Raw genomic sequence first — 21414 nt, 5'->3', positions numbered from 1 at the left:
AAATATCAGGAAAGGAGCCGCTAATGTGGATCGATCATGGCGCAATGGTGCTGGTTGCCGATGGGCGCAAGATGCTCTTCTTCCGGAACAAGGGAGACCGCATGGCTCCCAATCTGGAAGCTGAAATCGTAAAGCTGCAAGAAAATCCCTATGATCGGGATCAGGCGTCCGACGCGCCTGGGCGCGCATTCAACTCGGTGGGCAGTCACCGGAGTGCCATGCAGCAGACCGATTTTCACGAACTGGAAGAGGTCCGCTTCGCGGCCGAGGCAGCCGAACTTCTAAAGAAACGTGCCCTGTCCAATGAATATGACAAGCTGATCGTCATCGCCCCGCCGACCGCCTTGGGCGAAATGCGCAAACATTATCACAAGGAAGTGCAAAGCCGCCTGGTTGGCGAAATCGCGAAAGACCTGGCCAACCATCCGGTGCCGGAAATCGAAAAGATCATCGCTCAGAGTTGAGGGGCGCTGGCTTAACGAAAAAGGGCGGCCCCCACCGGCCGCCCTTCTCCCCCCTTGGTGACCTGCCCAATTTGGTCACCCTTGAACTGCTTTTTCTGCCTCCGTCATCCTGAACTCGTTTCAGGATCCATCGTGCGTTCGGGCATAGGTCCCGCCGAAGGGCTGCAATGGCTCTGCCGCTCAGCCCTTAACCTTCCGCTCCGCGAACCGCCGCCGCGCCAGCAGTGCAACTGCACCAGCACCGAACAGCAGCACCATCGGCGGCGCGGGCACATCGGTCCCGCCGCTGCTGCTCGATCCGCCCGAGCTGCTGGAGGAACTGGACGAGGAACTGCTCGTCGAAGAAGAAGTGGACGATGAGGACGAGCTGGACGTCGAACTCGACGTGGAGCTGGAGGTGGACGAGCTGCTGGTCACGTTCCCGCTAGAGGTGGAAACATTGCCGCTGGAGGTCGAGACATTCCCACTCGACGTCGAGACATTCCCGCTGGAGGTGGACACCCCGCCAGTGGAGGTCGATACGCCCCCTGTCGATGTCGAAACGCCGCCAGTGGAAGTCGAAACTCCGCCCGTCGACGTGGACGTCGAAATCCCTCCCGTCGAAGTCGAAACTCCGCCCGTTGTCGAACTGGTCGAGCTGCTGATGCCGCCCGTCGAACTGCTGGTGGAAGAGATCACCACCGATCCGCCGCTGCTGCCTCCGCCGCTTCCGCCGAAGAAGCCGCCGATGAACCCGCCGCCGCCAAAGCCGCCGCCGCCTGCCATCACCACGGGCGCAGCGCCGCCGCCAGACATGACCGGCATTTCGGCCGCCACCATCGGCGGGGGCAGGGGAACGGGCGCGCCCTGCGTCGTCACGGTGACGGTCTGCGGCGCGCAGGACACGGTCCTGACCACCTTGCGCTTCACGGTGCGGACGGCATAGCGCTTGCGGGGCGCGGCCTTCACGCTCTTCGTGCTGTGGGTCACGGCCGGGCGGGCGCTCTCAGCGACATGCACGGCGCCGCCGCCAATGATCGCACCACCGCAGGTGCAGGCGCATAATTTGGCCAATGCCATCCGTACCGACATAGGGATCCACTCTTGTTCGTCTTCAAGCTCCGCTAGCCATGTCAGTTTCCATCAATGACCAGGAAGCTATTGCCTTCGTATAACAACGCAAAAGAACAGGTTAACTTCAACGCTGTTAACCCTGAATGTCGGCAATAAGTTGAGGCGGTATATAACAAAAGGCCAACTTTTATGGTTAACGTCTCATTATGAAACGCCCAAGCTTAGTCTTTATGTCTTCATTTTGTCTTGGGAGCAGGCCTTCCTCTGATGCGAAGACACGGCACGGCTACCGCTTTTGGTATCCGCTGCGTTGACCCCGAAGGTGCCCCGCCATTCGAATGCGCGCTTGTGTCGCCCCGTGCCGCTCGTTATTAGGCGCCCTCAATCATAAGTCACGGGCGACCGGCACTTTCCATGTCGGCGCCTCTCGAGTCGGAGAGCCAGATGGCATCGGTCCTGAATTCCGATAAAGACGGCCATAATCCGCCGAAATCGGCTGTAATACTTCCCGCCGACTATCGTCCGTCGGCTGACGAAGAGTTCATGAATCCCCTGCAGCTTGAATATTTCCGGCAGCGGCTCTGGGACTGGAAAAAGCAGATCCTCGCCGAAGCCGAAGGCACGCTGGCCGTGCTGCAGAATGAACCCCTCCGCGAACCCGACCTCAACGACCGCGCCTCCAGCGAGACCGACTGGTCGATCGAACTGCGCACCCGCGACCGGCAGCGCAAGCTCATTTCCAAGATCGACGCTGCGCTCCGCCGCATCGACGAAGGCGAATATGGCTATTGCGAAGTGACTGGGGAGCCCATCTCGCTCGGCCGTCTGGAAGCCCGGCCGATCGCGACCATGACGGTCGAGGCGCAGGAACGCCACGAACGGCAGGAAAAGGTCTCGCGCGACGATTAACGCTTTGTCCACCCGTCGCTGGCAAGTTCTTCCGAAATATCGGGTCTTGCAAGGGATTGGACATGGACAGCGATCAGAGAATGGCGGAACGGGGCCCGGCTCGGTCGGGTCCGCGGGATAGCCTGTTCCTGCTCACCAATTTGACGTCACATGCAGGCACGCCGCTTGGCCGTGCCCGCGTCCGCAATCTGTCCGCCACCGGCCTCATGGCCGACTGCGAACGCCCGGTGCCCGCGGGCGCCGCCATCACCTTCGATCTGCGCGGCGTGGGCCGGGTCAGCGGTAAGGTGGTCTGGTCCCGCGAGGACAAGATCGGCATCGCCTTCGACCAGGAAATCGACCCGCAACTCGCCCGCAAGCCAGTAAATTCAGGCTCCAGCGAGCGCGCCCCTTCCTATTTGCGCCTGCATCAGGTCAGGCGCTGAAGAATCGCGTTTTTCTCGCCAATTCCTTCATGAAAAAAGGCGCTCCGGCATTCCCGCCAGTTCGCCTTTGCTTTTCGAAAGGGTAGGGCGGGTCCGCTCCTTGGCGGCGCCACGCCCTCCTCTCAATGCCGGATCAATTCCGCGACATTTCCTCTTTCACGCGCAGCTTCTGCTTCTTGAGCGAGGCAACCAGGATCGCGTCAGGCATGGGCCGACTCGTCTCCGCCTTAATTCGCGCCTCAAGCCCTGCATGCTTGGCGGAAAGAGCTGAAATGTGGCTGTTTTCCATGACATTCTCCTAATGAGGGTGATGGACGGAAGAGTAGATCATGATTCACCTGCTTTGTCTTCGCGGGATTCATCCTTTGCGACGGGCCGCTCGCAAATTTGCGATGGTCCGATCCCGCCTGCCGGGCTATCAGGGGTCAGCGCGCAACATGGCCGAGAAAGTGGGTAGTGGGTGAGCCGGGAAGACATCATGCGACGGCTGGAACTGCTGCGAGTCGAGCATCGCGATCTCGACGACGCCATTGCAGCGCTGATTGAGGGCGGCGGCCGCGATCAGATGCAGGTCGCCCGCCTCAAGAAGCGCAAGCTGCGGTTGCGCGATGAGATCGCCTTGCTCGAAGATGCACTCGTACCCGATATCATCGCCTGATTGTTGGTTAACCGGAGGCTCGAACGGCCCTGAATGAGACAATCGCCCCTGAAACGCGTGCGCCGGGACTGACAAGCGCGCACTTTTATGTCAGTGATTCGCCCTATGTCTCGCGCCGTCACTCTTGACCGTGGCCTGCATCGACGTCTGGTCGATGGCCTGTACCTGGAAGCCATGGTGATGGCTGACGAGGCGCGCGCCTATTTCGATCTGCGGGACATGAACGAGCCGGAACTGGAGGACCCCCTCCGCCGTGTTTCCTTCGCCTGCGAATCGCTCAAGGTCACGACGCGGTTGATGCACATCATCGCCTGGTTGCTCAGCCAGCGGGCATGGCAGCGTGGCGAGATCGCCGACGCGGAACTGGTGGACGAAAAATACCGTTTGGGTCGCGCTACTCATACGGATCCGGAAATTGCGTCCGCCTTCCCCTTCGCCGCTCGAGCCCTGATAGAGGCGAGCCAGGACCTCTATGACAGGGTCGCACGGCTGCAGGATCGGATGGACAGCATGGCTCGTCCGCGTAGCCAGCCTGAAAGCAGCCCGGCTCGCGCACTGATGGATCGCCTGAACACCGCGTTCTGAAATGCCGGGCAGGACGTGCTGCAAGCATGGTCTTACGGGCTGGCGCTTCCTTTCCGATTTGGGCTAGACCGTTGATATGAACACCGGCTTGCGGACTTGCCGCCGCGCATCAGCCATGTCGCAAGCCACCCGGCTTCTTGCCCTGCCTCTGCTTTTGGCGGCTCATCCCGCGCATGCGCAGACCGTCGCCCCGCCCGTCGAAGCTGTCGATCAGGACCTGCCGCTTGATCCCATGCCAGATTTGGGCGTGGACTGGCCTGACATGGGAACGCCCGACACTGTCGCGCCGCTGCCGCCCGATCCCGCAGAGGTCGCCGACACGAATGAGCCGGAAGAAGAGGTCGCTGTAGATGCCGGCGCAGAGAATGCTGCAGGAGCCACGGAGTTTGCGGATACGGGCGAAGAGCGGCGTTATTCGGTTCAACTGACCGGCCTGGATCAGGTCGCCGATGCGCAGTTTGACATGCGCTTCAAGGAATTGTCGGTGCTGCGCGAAGGGGAAGGAAAGCCAGCGAACCTCGCCCAGATCAACCGGCGCATCAAGGAAGACAGTGAACTGCTCGAAAGGCTGCTGCGCGCGAAGGGCTATTACGCTGCGCGCATCCGCAGCTCCGTGTCGCCTCCGCAGCCGGGCGGGGACAGGCTGATCGTAGGCTTCGATATCGTGCCAGGCGTGCGGTATCTCCTCTCCTCGGTCGATTTGCAGGGGGTATCCGCTGCAGGTGAACGCGAGCCGATACTGCGCGACGCCTTCCCTCTTCATGCGGGTGATCCCATCGACGCCGACGCTATTCTTGCAGGGCAGGCGTCGCTGTCATTGGCCCTCGCTGAAAACGGCTTCCCCTTTGCGAAGGTCGGTGAACCCGAGGTTCGCATCGATCATGAGGAACGCAAGGGCGACCTCGACATCATCGTGACCCCTGGCGCTTACCGAACCTTCGGATCGATCATCCTGAATGATGAAAAGCTGTTCAGCGCCAGGCACGTCGAACGCATCGCCCGCTTCAATCGTGATGATCCCTATATGGCGTCCGATGTCGAAGACCTGCGCAGCGCGATCGTTGCGACAGGGCTCGTATCGTCCGTCACGCTGACGCCCAAGGATGCGGGAGACGGGGAGCATGTCGATCTGGCGGTGGATGTTCGCCCCGCGCCGCTTCGCACCATCGCCGGGGAATTGGGCTATGGAACGGGCGAAGGCTATCGCGCCGCGGTGAGTTGGCAGCATCGTAATCTGTTTCCCCCCGAGGGGTCCCTTCTCCTCCGCGGGGTGCTGGGCACCCAGGAGCAGACGGCATCCGCTACCTACCGGCGCAACAATTTCCGCGAGCGCGATCATGTGCTGACCGGGCTCGTTTCGATCAGCAACATCAAGCGCGACGCTTATGATGCCCGCACGATCACTTTGTCCGGCGCGTTGGAGCGGCAAACCAGCATTCTGTTCCAAAAAAAGTGGGTTTGGCGGATCGGCGCTGAACTGATCGCTTCCGATGAAAAGGACGCGTTCAGCGGAGGAAGCAGACGCACCTTCCTGATCGCTGCGGTGCCGCTCAGCCTGACCTACGACGGCAGTGACGATTTGTTGAACCCCACCCGTGGCTTCCGGCTGGGCGGACGGTTTAGCCCGGAGCTTTCCTTCCAGGACAAGACGTTCGGTTACTCCCGCGTGCAACTCGACGGCAGCATTTACCAGTCAATGAGCGATCGTATCGTCCTGGCTGCGCGCGCCCGGTTCGGGACGATCTTGGGTTCCACGGTCGATCAGATCGCCCCATCCCGTCGCTTCTATGCCGGCGGGGGCGCGTCGGTAAGGGGCTATGGCTATCAGGCGATCGGGCCGCGGGATGCCAACAACGACCCCATCGGCGGCAAGAGCCTTGCCGAATTTTCGCTGGAGTCGCGCGTGCGTTTCGGCAACTTCGGGGTGGTGCCGTTCATCGATGCCGGCAACATCTCTACCAGTTTCCTGCCGCGCTTCCGAGACTTGCGCATCGGGGCTGGCATGGGGGTGCGCTACTATAGCAGCTTCGGTCCGATCCGCGTGGATGTCGGCACTCCATTGAATCCGCAAAAGGGTGATCCGCGCGTCGCTGTCTATGTCTCGCTGGGACAGGCTTTCTGATGGCTGAGGACCAGCCTCAGCAATCGCCGTCGCGGCGTCACCGTGCTTGGGACGGCCCTTGGCAGCGGTGGATCACCGGAATTCTCGCGCTGCTGTTGCTCAGCACGGCGGCGGCGCTCACTTGGCTCGATACCTCGGCGGGTCACCGTTTCCTGGTATCGCGGATTGCGGGGATCAGCCCGCCATCGGGCCTGCGCATCCACGTCGATCGGATCGAAGGGAGCATCTACCGGCGCGCGGTGCTGCATGGCGTCACGCTGTCCGATCCGAAGGGCGTCTTCCTGGATGCACCACGCGTGGAATTGGATTGGTGGCCGCTCGCATGGCTGTCCAACCGGTTGGATATTGATCGGCTGTCGATACCGCTGGCGAGGCTGCACAAGTTGCCGAGGCTCAATCCGGCAAAGCAGGAGGGGCCGATCCTCCCTGGCTTTGACATCCGCCTGATGCAATTTTCCGTCGACCGCCTGCTGATCGACAAGAGCGTGAGCGGGCGGGCGCAAACCGCCACCCTGTCCGGCGATGCTGATATTCGCGGGGGCCGGGCGGTCATCGACCTTTCCGCGCGGGCGCTCGATGGAGAGGACGCGATCAATATCGCGCTCGACAGCAGACCGGATGATGATCGCTTCGACTTGGACGTCACGCTGAATGCGCCCAGAGGAGGCGTACTCGCAGCCATGGCCGGGTTCCGGCAGGACGGCAATCTTCGCATCCGGGGCAAGGGCAGTTGGACCCGGTGGGATGGCAGGCTTGCTGGTACGCTTGATGGCGCTCCGGCGATCGACCTGGCGTTGGCGGCGCGTAGCGGGGCCTATGCGGCAAGAGGATCCGTCGAAGCGTCGGCGATTGCCGGGCAGGGGCTGTTGCAACGTCTTTCGGTGCCGCGCCTCGCCATAGAAGCGCAGGGCTCTCTGAAGGACAGGATTCTTGACGGCACAATGGCGCTGCGGTCAGCGGCGGTCGATCTGAAGGCGGACGGGGCTCTCGATCTGCGCAACAGCGCCTTCGATAATCTGCTGCTCGATGTGAAGCTCGCCCGCCCCCAAGCATTGCTAAAGTCGATGCGCGGGCGGGATGTGGCGGCGAAGGTGCGGCTCGACGGCCCCTTTGTCGCATATGGATATGAATATCTATTAAGCGCCAAGCAGCTGGCGTTTGACCGGACGGTCATCAGCGACGTGCGTGCAGAGGGTAAGGGACGCAAGGCCAGGAAAGGACCGCTGCTGATCCCGGTTCACCTGCGCGCGCGCCGCTTGGATGGGCAGGGCGAGCTGGTCGAAGGGATCATCCGCAACTTTGTCCTCGACGGGGTGCTGCAAGTGAAGGGGCAGCAGATCCTGAGCAATCCGATGACGATCCGATCCGACAAGCTTGGCGCCAAGCTGCTCATGCTGGCCGATCTTAAGACGGGACGGTATGATTTCGGTCTGGATGGGCAGATACGTGGCCTCGCCATTCGCGGCCTGGGGGTCGTCGATCTGACCTCAAAGCTGCGAGCCGTACCGGGACCGAAGGGTGCGTTCAGCCTCAGCGGTAATGCAATGGCCCGCCTGCGCCGCCTGGATAACAGCTTTCTGCGAAGCCTCGGCGGGGGACTGCCGGTTGTCAGAAGCGGGCTGTCGCTCGGACCTGATGGGCAACTGACGTTCACCGGCCTGCGTTTGGAAGCACCGTTGCTCCATCTGAACGCCACTGGATACCGGCGGCGTGACCGGACCTTCCATTTCGAGGGTACGGGGACGCACAAACGATACGGGCCCTTGCGCCTGACGCTAGACGGCAAGATTGAGCGGCCGACCATCGACCTGCTGCTCCAGCGTCCCTTGGACGCTCTGGGCGTCACTGACATGCGCGTGCATCTGGTCCCGGATAATTCGGGGTACAGCTTCGAGGCACAGGGTGGCTCGACACTGGGCGCCTTTACGGGAAATGGTGCGATCCTGTTGCCGCGCGGCGGGCAGGCTGTGGTGCGGGTGGCGCAGCTTGTTGCGTCGGGCGTCATGGCAAGCGGAGATCTGCGCCCGGTTACGGGCGGTCTTGCAGGACAGCTGAATGTCTCCGGCCCCTTGAGCGGCAGCATCGTTTTCGCGCCAGTGAACGACGTTCAACAGCTGGTGCTCAAGCTCGACGCCGCCGACGCGAGCTTCAACGGGCCAACTCTTATAGCCGTGCGGCGTGGAAAGATCGACGCGACCCTTCTGCTCGACCCTGCAGGCACATCCGTCAAAGCCACCGTCCAGGCGCGGGGTTTGCGCGTTGGCGGCGTGCTGGTGGGCCGCCTGGCCGCCAATGCGGACCTAGTCGGAGGGCGCGGCACGGTCAAGGCAAGCCTTTCCGGACAGCGAGGGCGTCTGTTCGACTTGCAGGGCGAGGCCGAGGTGGAGCCGGACCGGATACGGGTCGCTGCGGGCGGCACAATCGACAAACGCCCGATCCGCCTGACGCGAAGGGCAGTCTTTACTCGCAGCGCGGACGGCTGGCGGCTGTCGCCCACGACGATCAGCTATGCGGGCGGTTCATTACAGCTCGGCGGCGAACTCAGCGGCGTGACGACCAGCATCGAAGGGCGGATGCAGAAGCTGCCCCTTTCCCTTCTGGACATCGCCTATGACAATCTGGGGCTCGGCGGTACGGCGACGGGTTCGCTCAGCTATGTCCACACGCGCGGCGCTATGCCCACTGGCAAGGCGGAACTGCGGGTGCGTGGCCTTTCCCGTTCCGGGCTGTCCCTCAGTTCCCGTCCGGTGGACGCAGGTGTCAACGCCGTCCTTACCCGCGACAGGCTGGCGGCCCGGATGCTGTTCGCCGCTGACGGCCAGACGATCGGTCGGGCACAGGTGCTGTTGATGCCGCTGGGGAGCGAGGGAGGGTTGATCGAGCGCCTGAACCGGGCTCCCCTATTCGGGCAGCTGCGCTACAGGGGAACGGCGGATACGCTGTGGCGACTGACTGGCGTCGAGATCATCGATATCGCAGGGCCGGTAAGCGTGTCGGCGGATGCGCGGGGGACGCTCGGAAATCCGGTCATCGCCGGTTCGCTCGCAACGGACAACGCGGCGATCAACAGCGCTGTGACAGGCATGCGGCTGCACAATGTCAAGGCGCGAGGGCGGTTTTCGGGCGCGCAACTGGTCATGTCGAGCTTCTCCGCCAATGCGCAAAATGGGGGAACGGTAACAGGAACGGGCAGCTTCACCTTCGCCGGGATTGCGGGGGTTGGCATGGACCTGCGGCTGCAGGCGGAAAATGCCGCGCTGTTGGAACGGGATGACATCGCCGCCACTGTGACGGGGCCGATTACCTTACAGTCGGACGGGGTTGGCGGCACGATCGGAGGCGACCTTCTGCTCAACCGGAGTCGGTTCACCCTGGGCCGGGCAGCGGCCATAGCGCAGATACCCGAGCTGCGCGTGACTGAGATCAACCGCAACGGAGAAGAGATTGAGCGCCCTCGCGTGAGCAGGCCTTGGGCTCTGGCGATCAAGGCGCGCGCCCGCAACCGTCTGACCGTCACCGGCCTTGGGCTGGACAGCGAATGGCGAGCCAATCTCGACATCGGCGGCAATGTAACCAGCCCGGCCATTTCGGGAACGGCGGAACTTGTCCGAGGGGGCTATACTTTCGCCGGTCGCCGCTTTGACCTGCGCGAAGGCAAGATCCAGTTCGACGGACGTACGCCGGTAAACCCGATGCTCGACATCGATGCGGAGGCCAATGTCAACGATCTCACCGCAGTGATCCATGTCGGCGGGACGGGGCTAAAGCCCGACATTAGCTTCACCAGCGTGCCCGCGCTGCCCCAGGACGAACTGCTCTCCCGTATCCTGTTCGGAACGTCTATCACCAACCTGTCGGCGCCTGAAGCGCTCCAACTCGCATCCGCGGTCGGATCATTGCAGGGCGGCGGAGGGCTCGATCCAATCAATGCCGTGCGCAAGGCAGCAGGGCTGGATCGCTTGCGCATCATCGCCGCCGATCCGACGCAGGGGCAGGGCACCTCGATCGCGGCCGGAAAATATCTGACCCGTAAGACCTATGTGGAATTGATCACCGACGGCCAAGGCTATTCGGCGACGCGCATAGAATATCAGGTTACGCGCTGGCTGTCCTTGTTGGCCGCTATTTCGACTTTGGGCCGGGAAAGCGCGAATGTGCGGATATCAAAGGACTATTGAAGTTGCCAAAATGACACATTTTCAGTCGTTTATCTGAGGTTCATGCAACCATAGCAGCTCAGGCGACTTCCACCACTTCCTCTCCAGTGAGGTTAGTGACGAATGGAGTACCCTATGCGAAAGATAATGGTCGCAACCCTGTTGGCCGGATCGGCCGTTGCTTCTCCCGCCCTGGCGCAAGATGCCGGCGCTACCTTTACCGGGCCCCGCGTCGAAGCGATCCTGGGCTATGATCATACCGGCGCAGGTAGCAGCGTCGATAACGACAATGGCGATGATGACCAGTCGATCGACGGCCTGCTCTATGGTGTCGGCGCTGGCTATGACTTCAATCTCGGTAGCGCTGTCATCGGCGTCGAAGGTGAATTCACCGACTCCACTGCCAAGAGCAGCCGCAATCCTTTCACAGACCAGTTCGGCTTTGGTCGTGTGAGCCAAGGTCGCGATCTCTACATCGGTGCGCGTGCCGGTATCCTCGCCAGCCCCAACACGCTCGTTTATGTGAAGGGCGGCTATACCAACAGCAAACTGAATGTTCTGGCCGGCGATACCAACCAAAGCACTAACACGTCATTCAAGCTGGATGGCTGGCGCGTTGGCGGCGGTGTCGAACGCGCCTTCAACCAGAATATGTTCGGCAAGCTGGAATATCGTTATTCCAAATATGACAGCGCACAGATCGATTTCCCGAACGGCGCGACGAGTACCGAATTCGACATCGATACAGACCGACATCAGGTCGTGGCCAGCGTCGGCTGGCGTTTCTGACCGAATCGGAGGGCCGGTTGCCGCCGGTCCTCCAATCTTCTTCTTGCAGCTTTTATAATGTCGCTTCGATTTCCCGCGCCGCGAGATCGGGATTTTCCGCAAGACTGATCGGCCGCCCGACGACAAGGATCGAAGCGCCTCGGTCAAGAGCTTCGCGCGGTGTGACAGCCCGCTTCTGGTCCGCCATCGTCCCGCCCGCGGGCCTGACCCCCGGCACCACGAAAAAACCGTCCGTCCAGGCGCGCTTCGCCAGCGCCACCTCTTCCCCCGAACAGACGATGCCGTCCAACCCCGCGCCCCGCGCCAAATCGGCGAGACGCGCCACCTGATCCTCCGCCTTGCTGCCGACGCCGATATCGATCAGGTCGCTATTGTCCAGGCTGGTAAGGACGGTAACCGCGACGACCTTGGTGTTGATGCCTGCCGCGGCCTTTGCGTCTTCCAGCATTGCCCGGCCGCCAGCGGCGTGAACCGTCAGGATCGCCGGCTCCAGTCCGTTGAGCGCCTGTATCGCCTTAGCCACGGTGTTGGGGATGTCGTGAAGCTTCAGGTCAAGGAAGATCGGCAGGTCGAACTTCATCATCTCCCGCACGCCATGATGGCCGTGCGCGCAGAAGAATTCGAGCCCCAGCTTCAAACCGCCGACATGTCCCCGCACTCGCCGAGCCAGATCCTGAGCTTTGGTGAGGTCGGGCGTATCGATGGCGACGTAGATGGGGCTGCTCATGCTGTTCCTGTTGCGGAGAGAGAGGGAGAAGGCGCGGAGATGTCGTCCGCGGGGGTCATGGGTACGGTAGCCGGAGCGGCAGATGCGGTAGCCGCGATGAGCGCACGCTCGGTGCTTTCCAGCTTGCGCTTCATCCGCCACCGCGTCGTACGTGCCATGATCCAGAAGGGCACGGCGCCGACCAGGAACGCGATCAGGATCGGAAACCAGATACGTGTGCCCCAGACGATGTCACCCCAGATTTTGATTTCGGTGGGCCGGTTGTTCGCCTTGCAGAACAGGGCGATCGCGACGGCCAAGACAACCCAGAAGGCAGTCCGCAGGAATTGCATTCGGCATGTCCTCTAGCTGCTGATATCGGACAGCTTAGGCCATTTCGGCGCAGTTCGGAAGCGCCTCGTCGTTCTTTTCCTCAGCGGAACCCTTGGCGACCCGTAGGCATTTTCTGCTTGCAAGGAGGCTCGTGGAAGATGGCGGCGCGTGCATATTGGCAAGGGCAGATCAGGCTGGCGCTCGTGTCGATCCCCGTTGAAATCTACGCTGCCACCAAGTCCGGCGCGCAGATCGCCTTTCACCAAATCCATCAGCCTAGCGGCAAGCGCGTAAGATATGAGAAGACCGTGCCAGGGATCGGTCCCGTAAAACCGGAGGACATTGTTAAGGGCTTCGAGGTCAGCAAGGGCGATTACGTCCTGCTGCAACCCGAAGAAATTGAGGCAGTTAAGCTTGAGAGCAAGAAGACGCTTGAGCTGACGCAGTTTGTCGATGCCGATGAAATCGACGTCCTCTATTATGAACGGCCCTATTATGTTGTGCCTGCCGATGATCTGGCGGAGGAAGCCTTTGTCGTGTTGCGCGAGGCGCTGCGCCGGGCGAAGAAGGTCGGCTTGGGACAGCTCGCCATGCGAGGCCGGGAATATATCGTTTCGCTGAAGCCGTGCGGTAGGGGCATGATATTGGAGACGCTCCGCTACGCCGACGAGGTCAATCGGGCGCAGTCCTATTTTCGCGAGATCGAAGATTTGAAGCCCGACCCGGAACTGCTTGATCTCGCCGAAGCGTTGATCGAGAAGAAGACCGCGCCATTCAAGCCGGACACGTTCCACGACCGCTATGTCGACGCGCTGGAAAGGCTAATCGAGAAGAAGAAGAAAGCGAAGGGCCGCCGCATCATCGAGGATGAGGATGAAGCACCGGCAAAGCGCAGCGGCAATGTCATCGACCTGATGGCGGCGCTGAAAAAATCGGTGGATACGGGCGGGAAGAGTGCCCCGGCGAAAAGGCCGGCCAAAAAGCCTGCGGCTTCGCGAAGCGCCAGTAGCAAGGCTCCAGCGCGCAAGCGGGCCTGATCGATGGCCGAAGCCGACCCTCTGAAGGAATATAATCGCAAACGCGATTTCACCCGGACCAAGGAGCCGGCGGGCAAGCAGGCCCGTTCCAGCGGCAACGGCTTCATTGTCCAGAAGCATGATGCGACCCGGCTGCATTATGACTTCCGGCTCGAACTGGACGGCGTGCTCAAAAGCTGGGCGGTTACGCGCGGACCAAGCCTGAACCCTGCCGACAAGCGGCTCGCTGTCCGGACCGAAGATCATCCGTTGTCCTACGCCAGTTTCGAAGGGACGATCCCGAAGGGAGAATATGGCGGCGGCACCGTGATGCTGTGGGATGAAGGAACGTGGGAGCCCGTTCCCGGCAAGAGCGCCAAGGACCTAGCCAAAGGACATCTGCATTTCATCCTTCATGGGCAGCGGATGAAAGGCGAATGGTTGCTCATTCGCCTGAAGCCGCGCCCCGGCGAAGGGAAGCGAGAGAACTGGCTGCTCAGGAAGATCGACGATGCTTATGCCGGGCCGGCCGAAGATCTGGTGGGGCGGGAACTGACCAGCATCAAGACAGGGCGCACGATGGGTGAGATCGCCGCCGATGCGCCGCCGATTTCGCTGAAGGGCAAGCGGGGGAAGGCTTTCGATGCCGCCATGGCGAAGGCGGAACAGGCAGCGCCCGCCCGGGTCAAGGCTAAGCAGCGGACCGGCAAGCCGCCGCCATTTCAGGCGCCGCAGCTCGCGACACTCGTCGATGCGGTGCCGACCGGGAGCCAATGGCTGCACGAGATCAAATATGACGGTTATCGCACTTTGCTCAGTGTGGCGGGAGACCGCGTACAGGTCTTCACGCGGACCGGTCTCGACTGGACGGAGCGGTTCGCCTCATTAGCGAAAGAAGTGGCGGGCATGGACCTTCCCCCGGCCTTGATCGACGGGGAGATCGTCGCGTTGGGGCCGGACGGAAACCCAGACTTCTCGACATTGCAGCAGGTCCTGAAGGGTGAGGCCAAGGGTGCGCTTCACCTCTTCGCCTTCGATCTTCTTGCACTCGATGGAGAGGACCTGACATGGCTTCCGAATATTGCACGTAAGGAAAAGCTTGCCGCTCTGCTCGGACAAGGTAGCGCTCATGTGCATTTTTCGGATCATATTGTCGGCGCGGGGGAGAAGCTGTTCCGCACCATGTGCGATGCGGGGCAGGAAGGGATCATCTGCAAACGGGCGGACGCTCCCTATCGTGGCGCCCGGACGAAAAACTGGCTGAAGGTCAAGTGCACCCGTCGCCAGGAGTTCGTCATTGTCGGATGGACGCCAAGTTCAGCCAGCGGACGCTCGCTCCGCAATATCCTGCTTGCCCAAAATGGCGAAGACGGACTGGTCTATGCCGGAAAAGTGGGGACGGGCTTCAACGCACGTAACAGCGAGAGCCTGCTCCGGCAGTTGAAAGCCCTGAGCCGCAAGTCAGCCGCTTTGACCGTTCCGCGCAGCGAAGCCCGCGGCGCGCAATGGGTGCGCCCAGATTTAGTGGCGGAGATAGCCTTCGCCGAGTTTACCAGTGACGATGTCGTGCGCCACGGCAGCTTCCTTGGGCTGCGCGAAGATAAGCAGGCGGGTGAGGTCGCCAGGGAGCAAGCGATGAAGACACCCCAGAGCGACAGCGATGTTCATGTATCCAACCGCGACCGGTTGATCTTTCCGGAGGCGAAGGTCACCAAAGGCCAATTGGCTGATTACTATGAGGCCGCAGGCGCGATCATGCTGCCGTGGATCGCGCATCGCCCGATCAGCCTAGTGCGCTGTCCGCAGGGCAGGTCGAAAAAATGCTTCTTCCAAAAGCATGACAGCGGCAGCTTCGGCGATCATGTGAAGCATGTCCCCATCCGCGAAAAGGATGGAGATGAGCAGGATTATCTCTATGTCGACGACATAGATGGGCTGGTCGCCTGCGTTCAGATGGGCACGATCGAATTTCACGGCTGGGGTTCGCGGGTGGAGGATGTGGAGAAACCCGACCGGCTGATCTTCGACCTGGACCCGGACGAAGGTCTGGACTTTGAAGATGTGAAGAAAGCCGCGCGTGATATCCGCCATACCTTGGAGGATATTGGGCTGACCAGCTTCCCGATGTTGTCGGGCGGAAAGGGCGTGCATGTCGTGGTGCCGTTGACGCCTGAAGCCGAATGGCCGGCCGTCAAGGATTTCGCCGATCGCTTTGCCAGGGCGCTCGCGGCGGCGGAGCCTGATCGCTTCACCGCCACGATGAGCAAGGCGAAACGCAAGGGACGCATCTTCATCGACTGGCTGCGCAATCAGCGCGGAGCGACCGCCGTGCTGCCCTATGTGGTGCGTGCGCGGGAAAATGCGCCGGTGGCGGTGCCGGTCAGTTGGGATGAACTCAACGATATCGATCGCGCCGGGGCATATACCATTGCCGATGTGGATCAGTTGCTTGAGCGGGCGGGATCACGGCAATTGCGGGGATGGGGTGAAGCGCGCCAGACGCTGCCGGACTACTGACCGTCTCATCTTAATGAGCCGTCTTTCCTCCCGCCCAGCCTTTGTGCATAAGCTTGATTCATCATGACCAAATCCGAAAAAGACGAGCCGGCGGCGAACGGCGAAGCTCCCGAAACCGGCCCTCAGACCGATCTGGCATCGGCCGTGCGAAAGACCGCAAGCAGAAGCGTATGGATGGGAACGGCCGTCGGCATTGGTTCGGCAGCTATCGTCGCCGCGCTGCTCTACGCCAACAAGAAGCGTAGCTGACCTGACAAAAAAGAGGCGGCATGGCCTTCGCTCCATGCCGCCTCATGTTGCGACCATCAGGCTGCCTGATGGCTGACGTCTATTGCATCAGGTGGCGCCGCCGCTGAGATAGCTGATGAGTTCGGGCTTGCTGATAGCGGCGCTCTTGTCCGTGTCCGCCGTTTTGAACGCGCCATCGGCCCAAGCGGTGATGTCGGTCGCCGCCAATTTCTGGCCGCTGCTCTTCATCTCTTGGTCCTTCAGCGCGACCATCCAGCGCGAAAATTCCGCTTTGTCGAGTTGGCTGTCATTATTCGCGTCATAGGCTGGAAATTCGCTATCGACGATTGAAGCCACCGAGTCCGCCGGCGACTGGGCTGGCGTAGCTGCTCCGGCTTGGGCGGTGGAGCCGGGAGTCGCCGCGTCCTGCGCCATCGCTGGAACGGCGCTCAACAATGCAGTCGATAGTAAAAGGCTGCGAAACATCGCCATCTCCATTCGTTATGATGACACAGGGGGGTCAGCCCCGATCGATCGCTGACAAGAATACATAAACCACAGAGACGTTTCCTGAACGTCTGTTCAGGGTTAACCGTTCATCTTTGCCATTGGCTCATCCTATCTTCCGATGCTGCGATAATCGGGATCAAAAGCTGCCAAATGAAGGCTGAGCAGCGCCGCGCCACCCCCATTTGCCCTTCTATGACGGGCCTGCTAGGCGGCGCGCGACCCTTTATCAGCAATCAGGATTCGCCCGATGGTCCCCCGTTACGCCCGCCCGCAAATGACCGCTCTTTGGGAGCCCGAGGCTCGCTTTCGCATCTGGTTCGAGATTGAGGCGCATGCGACCGAGGCGCTGGGGGAGCTGGGCGTGGTGCCCAAATCGGCGGCCAAGGCGCTGTGGGATTGGTGGGCAACCAACCCTGCGATCGACGTTCCCGCCATTGATGCGATCGAAGCAGTTACAAAGCATGACGTCATCGCCTTCCTGACCTGGGTGGCCGAGCAGGTCGGCGACGAAGCGCGCTTCATGCACCAGGGGATGACATCGTCCGACGTGCTCGACACCTGCCTTGCCGTGCAGCTTTCGCGCGCTGCCGACATATTGATCGACGACCTGGACAAGCTGCTCGAGGTCATCAAGCGCCGGGCATTCGAACATAAGCTGACGCCCACGATCGGCCGCAGTCACGGCATCCATGCAGAACCGGTCACCTTCGGTCTCAAGATGGCCGAAGCCTATGCCGAGTTCAGCCGCTGCCGCGCCCGCCTTGTCGCGGCTCGGGAGGAGGTTGCGACCTGTGCAATTTCCGGCGCCGTCGGCACCTTCGCCAACATTGACCCCCGCGTGGAGGAGCATGTTGCGCAGAAGCTTGGCCTCGCCATTGAGCCAGTCTCGACGCAGGTCATCCCGCGTGATCGTCACGCCATGTTCTTCGCGACGCTGGGCGTCATCGCCAGCTCGATCGAGCGGCTCGCGGTCGAAGTTCGCCACCTGCAGCGCACCGAGGTGCTGGAGGCGGAGGAATATTTCTCGCCCGGCCAGAAGGGCAGTTCCGCGATGCCGCACAAGCGCAATCCGGTGCTGACGGAAAATCTGACCGGCCTCGCGCGCATGGTGCGCAGCTACGCGCTGCCAGCGATGGAGAATGTCGCGCTCTGGCACGAGCGGGACATCAGCCACTCGTCGGTCGAGCGCTATATCGGGCCGGACGCGACCATCACCCTCGACTTCGCGCTGGCCCGCCTGACCGGCGTGATCGACAAGCTGCTCGTCTATCCTGAGCGGATGATGAAGAATCTCGACAAGATGGGTGGCCTCGTCCACTCGCAGCGGGTTCTGCTCGCGCTGACCCAGGCCGGCGTAAGCCGCGAGGACAGCTATCGCTATGTTCAGCGTAACGCGATGAAGGTCTGGGAATCGGACGGCCAGCTATCGCTTCTGGAACTGCTGAAGGCCGACCCCGATGTAGCCGCGGCCCTTCCGGCCGAGCAGATCGAGGAGAAGTTCGACCTGGGTTACCACTTCCGTCAGGTGGACACGATCTTCCGTCGGGTGTTCGGGGAAGCCTGAAAGCTGTTTCCGGTGCAGTAATCGAGGAGGGCGCGGGAACGCGCCCTTTTTTGGCGCTTGTAGCCAGCTGAGGACATGCGGTCAGGAAGGCGCGGAGCCTATTCCCGCCATGCAAGGGCAGGTCGCTGACAACCGCCGGAGCGGCGTTTAGCTATGTTAAATGGAATGAAATGGTCGGGGAGAGAGGATTCGAACCTCCGGCCCCTGCCTCCCGAAGACAGTGCTCTACCAGGCTGAGCTACTCCCCGACCGATAGCGGCATTGCTCTGCAACGCCGCTGGGCAGGCGGGGTCTATAGAGGGGGCTTTTCGGGCTGGCAAGCGGCTGGAGACGCTTTTTTTAACATGGTCAAAGCAGGCCCGCGGCGCGGAAGCTGAACTGGCGCTCGCGCCCCTGAATCACGTGATCGGCGAGCTTCACCTCCATGGGACGAAGGCGACGGGAAATAGCGCGGGAAAAACGGATATCGTCCCAGCGGGGAGTAGTCGGCTGATCGTCGGTACGCTGCTGTTCGATGACGAGCCACTGGCTGTCATGCTCCAATAGCTCATGGACCACATGGTGCCACCCATCATCGGCGCTGACCCGGCGGATCGGGCGCCATTCATCGTCAAGGAGCAGGAATTGCGTGCTGTCCGTAACGGCCATGCGCTCAAGATGCCGCTGCGGACCGGGAGCGCTACGCCAACCATCTCCGATATGGAGGAGAGGGCGGTGAAATTGATCCGAAGCGAAAGCAAGGTTTGGCGGGGACCCCTCCGCTCGGCTAGATGCGAAATACCGCGTTAGCGGAATCGCATCAGGGATCTCTTTGACCAGCATGACCACGCATTATGAGCAGCAATATCTTGACCTGATGCGCCGGGTCTGGACGCAGGGCGACGAGCGGATCGATCGCACCGGCGTGGGCACGCGATCGCTGCTGGGGGCGAGCATGCGCTTTTCTCTGGCCGATGAGGCAGTGCCGCTGCTGACGACCAAGCGGGTTTACTGGAAGGTGGCGGCGCGGGAGATGCTGTGGTTCCTGACCGGGGATACCAACATTCGCGAACTGGTTCGGCAGGGCGTGCATATCTGGACCGATTGGCCGCTCGACGCCTACCGCAAGGCGACGGGGGAAGAGATCAGCCGCGACGCGTTTGAGGCGCGGATCATTGAGGACGTGGCCTTTGCCGAGCGCTGGGGCGATCTGGGACCGGTCTATGGGGCGCAGTGGGTGAACTGGCCCCGCTATGAGCCGGTCGGCGACGGGCTCTACTGCCGAGCGGAGAAGGGGCACAACCAGATTGCCGAGCTGGTCGAGGGAATCAGGAATAATCCGGGATCGCGGCGGTTGCTGTTTACGGGCTGGAATGTCGCGGAAGTGGCGCGGATGGCGCTGCCGCCTTGTCATATGACCTATCAGTTCCAGGTGGCGGATGGGCGATTGAATGGTCTGCTGTTCCAGAGGAGTTGTGATCTGGGGCTGGGTTTCGCCTTCAACATCTTCGGACTGTCGATGATTACCCGGATGCTGGCGCAGCAGTGCGATCTGGAGCCGGGGGAAGTCGTCTGGCAAGGCGGGGATGTGCACCTCTATCTGAACCATGCCGAACTGGTGGAGGAGCAGATCAGCCGGACCCCGGCTGGGGCGCCGAAATTGAAGATAAAGCGGCGGCCGGAGAGCATTTTCGACTATCGGATCGAGGATTTCGAGGTGGTCGATTATGCGCCGCAGAGTCACATCGCGGCGCCGGTGGCGGTGTGAATTCAAGAAGGAAATAGCGAGAAAACGGAACTCTTGCCTTTTGTCGGCGTTGTAATATAATAATTGCGTTAAGCAATAATATTGCAATCGCGAAAAGGAGAAGGGATGGGCGACCGGGGCAATTCGGGCGCTGGAAAGGCCGTAGAGGAGCAAGGGCCGCAGGCTGGGCGCCGCCATCCGGATGAGCCTTCGCGCGAGCCGACGACGCCAGGACGCAACCTGCCGCCGCTGCAATTGCATGTGCCCGAGCCGAAATTCCGGCCCGGTGATGCCGCCGATTTCAGCGATCTGGAAATACCCGCCGCGGGCATTGCGCCGCGACCCGATGAAGCGGCTGATCCCGGCACGATGCGGGACATGGCCTATGGGCTGGTCCGCGTGCTGGATGAAGAGGGGCGGGCGGTTGGCCCCTGGGACCCGAAGCTGCCTGCCGAAACGCTGATCCGGATGCTGCGGGCGATGGCGCTGACCCGCGCTTTCGACACGCGCATGTTCCGGGCGCAGCGGCAGGGCAAGACCAGCTTCTACATGAAATCGACGGGCGAGGAGGCGGTGTCGATCGGCGCGGCGGCGGCGCTGGCGAGCGATGACATGTGCTTCCCAAGCTACCGCCAGCAGGGCGTGCTGATCGCGCGGGGCTGGCCGATCATCGACATGATGAACCAGATTTATTCGAACAAGGGCGACCGGCTGAAAGGGCGGCAGCTGCCCATCATGTATTCGGCGCGGGAGGCCAGTTTCTTTTCGATCTCCGGCAATCTGGCCACGCAATATCCGCAGGCGGTCGGCTGGGCGATGGCGAGCGCGGCGCGCGGGGATACGCGGATCGCGGCGACCTGGTGCGGGGAGGGATCGACGGCGGAAGGAGATTTCCATTCCGCCTGCACCTTCGCCAGCGTGTATCGCGCTCCGGTCATATTGAATGTCGTCAATAATCAATGGGCTATCAGCAGCTTTTCAGGCTTTGCGGGAGCAGAGGCGACCACCTTTGCGGCGCGAGCGATCGGCTATGGTATTGCGGGGCTGCGGATCGATGGGAATGACGCGCTGGCGGTCTATGCCGCGACGCGCTGGGCGGCCGACCGGGCGCGGGCCAATGCCGGCCCCACGCTGATCGAGCATTTCACCTATCGCGCCGAAGGGCACAGCACTTCGGATGATCCGGGCGCTTACCGGTCAGCGGATGAGGGGAGCCATTGGCCGCTGGGCGATCCGATTGCGCGGTTGAAGCAGCATTGCATTGCGCTCGGCATCTGGGACGAGGATCGGCAAGCGGCGATGGACAAGGAACTGGCCGAACAGGTGCGCGACGCGGCGCGGGAGGCGGAGAAGAACGGAATACTCGGGCACGGGCTGCATCATCCGATGGAGACGATGTTCGAGGATGTGTTCGAGGAGATGCCCTGGCATTTGCGGGAGCAACAGCGGCAGATGCTGGATGAAGCGAAGGCGGCTGGACTGTGAGGGGGGAGGGCTGTCTTCGTCATCCCAGCAAAAGCTGGGATCTCGCTTCTTCTTTCTTGCCGTCGCGGACATACAAAGAGATGCCAGCTTTCGCTGGCATGACGAGTTTTGATGAGGGGGTGGTGCGACTCCCTCCTTTCCAAGCTTCGCTGTCCTCTATTTTAAAG

Annotated in this window: 21 protein-coding genes and 1 tRNA gene; 15 read left to right on the top strand and 7 right to left on the bottom strand. The window is 61.7% G+C overall.

Translation table 11 applies throughout. The features are described 5' to 3' along the window. Positions 1-23: 23 nt before the first annotated feature. Positions 24-464, top strand: a complete 441-nt coding sequence (locus ACZ5Y5_RS06790; protein WP_464810400.1) for a host attachment family protein — start codon at positions 24-26, stop codon at positions 462-464. 180 nt (positions 465-644) lie between these two features. Here the strand turns inward: ACZ5Y5_RS06790 and ACZ5Y5_RS06785 are convergent, their stop codons facing one another. After that, positions 645-737 (bottom strand): PEP-CTERM sorting domain-containing protein, encoded by a 93-nt coding sequence (locus tag ACZ5Y5_RS06785; protein WP_464810399.1) that lies wholly within the window; start codon positions 735-737, stop codon positions 645-647. A 76-nt stretch (positions 738-813) separates the two neighbouring features. On the opposite strand from ACZ5Y5_RS06785, the gene ACZ5Y5_RS06780 reads away from it, so the two are divergent. The 3 genes from ACZ5Y5_RS06780 to ACZ5Y5_RS06770 all read left to right on the top strand — a co-directional run bounded on the left by ACZ5Y5_RS06780 (position 814) and on the right by ACZ5Y5_RS06770 (position 2851). Beyond that, positions 814-1389, top strand: a complete 576-nt coding sequence (locus ACZ5Y5_RS06780; RefSeq protein WP_464810398.1) for a hypothetical protein — start codon at positions 814-816, stop codon at positions 1387-1389. 572 nt (positions 1390-1961) lie between these two features. After that, complete coding sequence (dksA, locus tag ACZ5Y5_RS06775) at positions 1962-2426, top strand: RNA polymerase-binding protein DksA (RefSeq protein ID WP_464810397.1); 465 nt, start codon at positions 1962-1964, stop codon at positions 2424-2426. Between the two features lie 62 nt (positions 2427-2488). Then, a complete protein-coding gene (locus ACZ5Y5_RS06770) occupies positions 2489-2851 on the top strand; it encodes a PilZ domain-containing protein (protein WP_464810396.1) in 363 nt (120 codons plus the stop codon). 133 nt (positions 2852-2984) lie between these two features. Here the strand turns inward: ACZ5Y5_RS06770 and ACZ5Y5_RS06765 are convergent, their stop codons facing one another. Then, a complete protein-coding gene (locus ACZ5Y5_RS06765; protein ID WP_066527673.1) occupies positions 2985-3140 on the bottom strand; it encodes a YdcH family protein in 156 nt (51 codons plus the stop codon). Between the two features lie 189 nt (positions 3141-3329). Here ACZ5Y5_RS06765 and ACZ5Y5_RS06760 point away from each other — a divergent pair, with 189 nt between their 5' ends. From ACZ5Y5_RS06760 to ACZ5Y5_RS06740, 5 genes are all read left to right on the top strand, one after another. Continuing rightward, on the top strand, positions 3330-3509 hold the full coding sequence (locus ACZ5Y5_RS06760) for a YdcH family protein (RefSeq protein ID WP_464810491.1): 180 nt from the start codon (positions 3330-3332) through the stop codon (positions 3507-3509). A gap of 105 nt (positions 3510-3614) precedes the next feature. Next, positions 3615-4094 carry a DUF1465 family protein gene (locus ACZ5Y5_RS06755; RefSeq protein WP_464810395.1) on the top strand — a complete coding sequence of 160 codons (480 nt, stop codon included), beginning with the start codon at positions 3615-3617 and terminating at the stop codon, positions 4092-4094. Between the two features lie 76 nt (positions 4095-4170). Continuing rightward, positions 4171-6216, top strand: coding sequence for an autotransporter assembly complex protein TamA (locus ACZ5Y5_RS06750; RefSeq protein WP_464810394.1), 2046 nt, complete (start codon positions 4171-4173; stop codon positions 6214-6216). Continuing rightward, complete coding sequence (locus ACZ5Y5_RS06745) at positions 6216-10394, top strand: translocation/assembly module TamB domain-containing protein (protein ID WP_464810393.1); 4179 nt, start codon at positions 6216-6218, stop codon at positions 10392-10394. The genes ACZ5Y5_RS06750 and ACZ5Y5_RS06745 overlap by 1 nt, the downstream gene beginning before the upstream one ends. Before the next feature lie 114 nt (positions 10395-10508). Beyond that, complete coding sequence (locus tag ACZ5Y5_RS06740; protein WP_464810392.1) at positions 10509-11162, top strand: outer membrane protein; 654 nt, start codon at positions 10509-10511, stop codon at positions 11160-11162. Between the two features lie 52 nt (positions 11163-11214). Here the strand turns inward: ACZ5Y5_RS06740 and pyrF are convergent, their stop codons facing one another. Continuing rightward, on the bottom strand, positions 11215-11889 hold the full coding sequence (gene pyrF, locus ACZ5Y5_RS06735; RefSeq protein ID WP_464810391.1) for an orotidine-5'-phosphate decarboxylase: 675 nt from the start codon (positions 11887-11889) through the stop codon (positions 11215-11217). Then, entirely contained in the window at positions 11886-12221 is a 336-nt protein-coding gene (locus ACZ5Y5_RS06730) for a hypothetical protein (protein ID WP_464810390.1), read from the bottom strand. Before ACZ5Y5_RS06730 ends, pyrF begins: the two co-directional genes overlap by 4 nt. Positions 12222-12359: 138 nt before the next feature. Here ACZ5Y5_RS06730 and ku point away from each other — a divergent pair, with 138 nt between their 5' ends. The 3 genes from ku to ACZ5Y5_RS06715 all read left to right on the top strand — a co-directional run bounded on the left by ku (position 12360) and on the right by ACZ5Y5_RS06715 (position 15983). Beyond that, a complete protein-coding gene (ku, locus tag ACZ5Y5_RS06725; protein WP_464810389.1) occupies positions 12360-13238 on the top strand; it encodes a non-homologous end joining protein Ku in 879 nt (292 codons plus the stop codon). Between the two features lie 3 nt (positions 13239-13241). Further along, positions 13242-15734, top strand: a complete 2493-nt coding sequence (gene ligD, locus ACZ5Y5_RS06720) for a DNA ligase D (RefSeq protein WP_464810388.1) — start codon at positions 13242-13244, stop codon at positions 15732-15734. Between the two features lie 63 nt (positions 15735-15797). Then, a complete protein-coding gene (locus ACZ5Y5_RS06715; protein ID WP_464810387.1) occupies positions 15798-15983 on the top strand; it encodes a hypothetical protein in 186 nt (61 codons plus the stop codon). Positions 15984-16070: 87 nt separating this feature from the next. Here the strand turns inward: ACZ5Y5_RS06715 and ACZ5Y5_RS06710 are convergent, their stop codons facing one another. After that, a complete protein-coding gene (locus tag ACZ5Y5_RS06710) occupies positions 16071-16448 on the bottom strand; it encodes an EF-hand domain-containing protein (RefSeq protein WP_464810386.1) in 378 nt (125 codons plus the stop codon). A gap of 271 nt (positions 16449-16719) precedes the next feature. Between ACZ5Y5_RS06710 and purB the strand changes: the two genes are divergently transcribed. After that, on the top strand, positions 16720-18036 hold the full coding sequence (gene purB, locus ACZ5Y5_RS06705; RefSeq protein WP_464810385.1) for an adenylosuccinate lyase: 1317 nt from the start codon (positions 16720-16722) through the stop codon (positions 18034-18036). Positions 18037-18207: 171 nt separating this feature from the next. Here purB and ACZ5Y5_RS06700 read toward each other — a convergent pair. Continuing rightward, a tRNA-Pro gene (locus ACZ5Y5_RS06700) sits at positions 18208-18284 on the bottom strand. Positions 18285-18384: 100 nt separating this feature from the next. After that, positions 18385-18684, bottom strand: coding sequence for a JAB domain-containing protein (locus tag ACZ5Y5_RS06695; RefSeq protein WP_464810384.1), 300 nt, complete (start codon positions 18682-18684; stop codon positions 18385-18387). Positions 18685-18856: 172 nt separating this feature from the next. On the opposite strand from ACZ5Y5_RS06695, the gene thyA reads away from it, so the two are divergent. Beyond that, positions 18857-19783, top strand: coding sequence for a thymidylate synthase (thyA, locus tag ACZ5Y5_RS06690; RefSeq protein ID WP_464810383.1), 927 nt, complete (start codon positions 18857-18859; stop codon positions 19781-19783). Positions 19784-19888: 105 nt separating this feature from the next. After that, entirely contained in the window at positions 19889-21247 is a 1359-nt protein-coding gene (locus tag ACZ5Y5_RS06685) for a thiamine pyrophosphate-dependent enzyme (RefSeq protein ID WP_464810382.1), read from the top strand. Positions 21248-21414 lie beyond the last annotated feature (167 nt).

It is taken from the genome of Sphingobium sp. TomTYG65 (genome assembly GCF_055395525.1).
The sequence above is the reverse complement of the archived record's forward strand: the minus strand, read 5'-3'. Positions and strand labels throughout refer to the sequence as shown.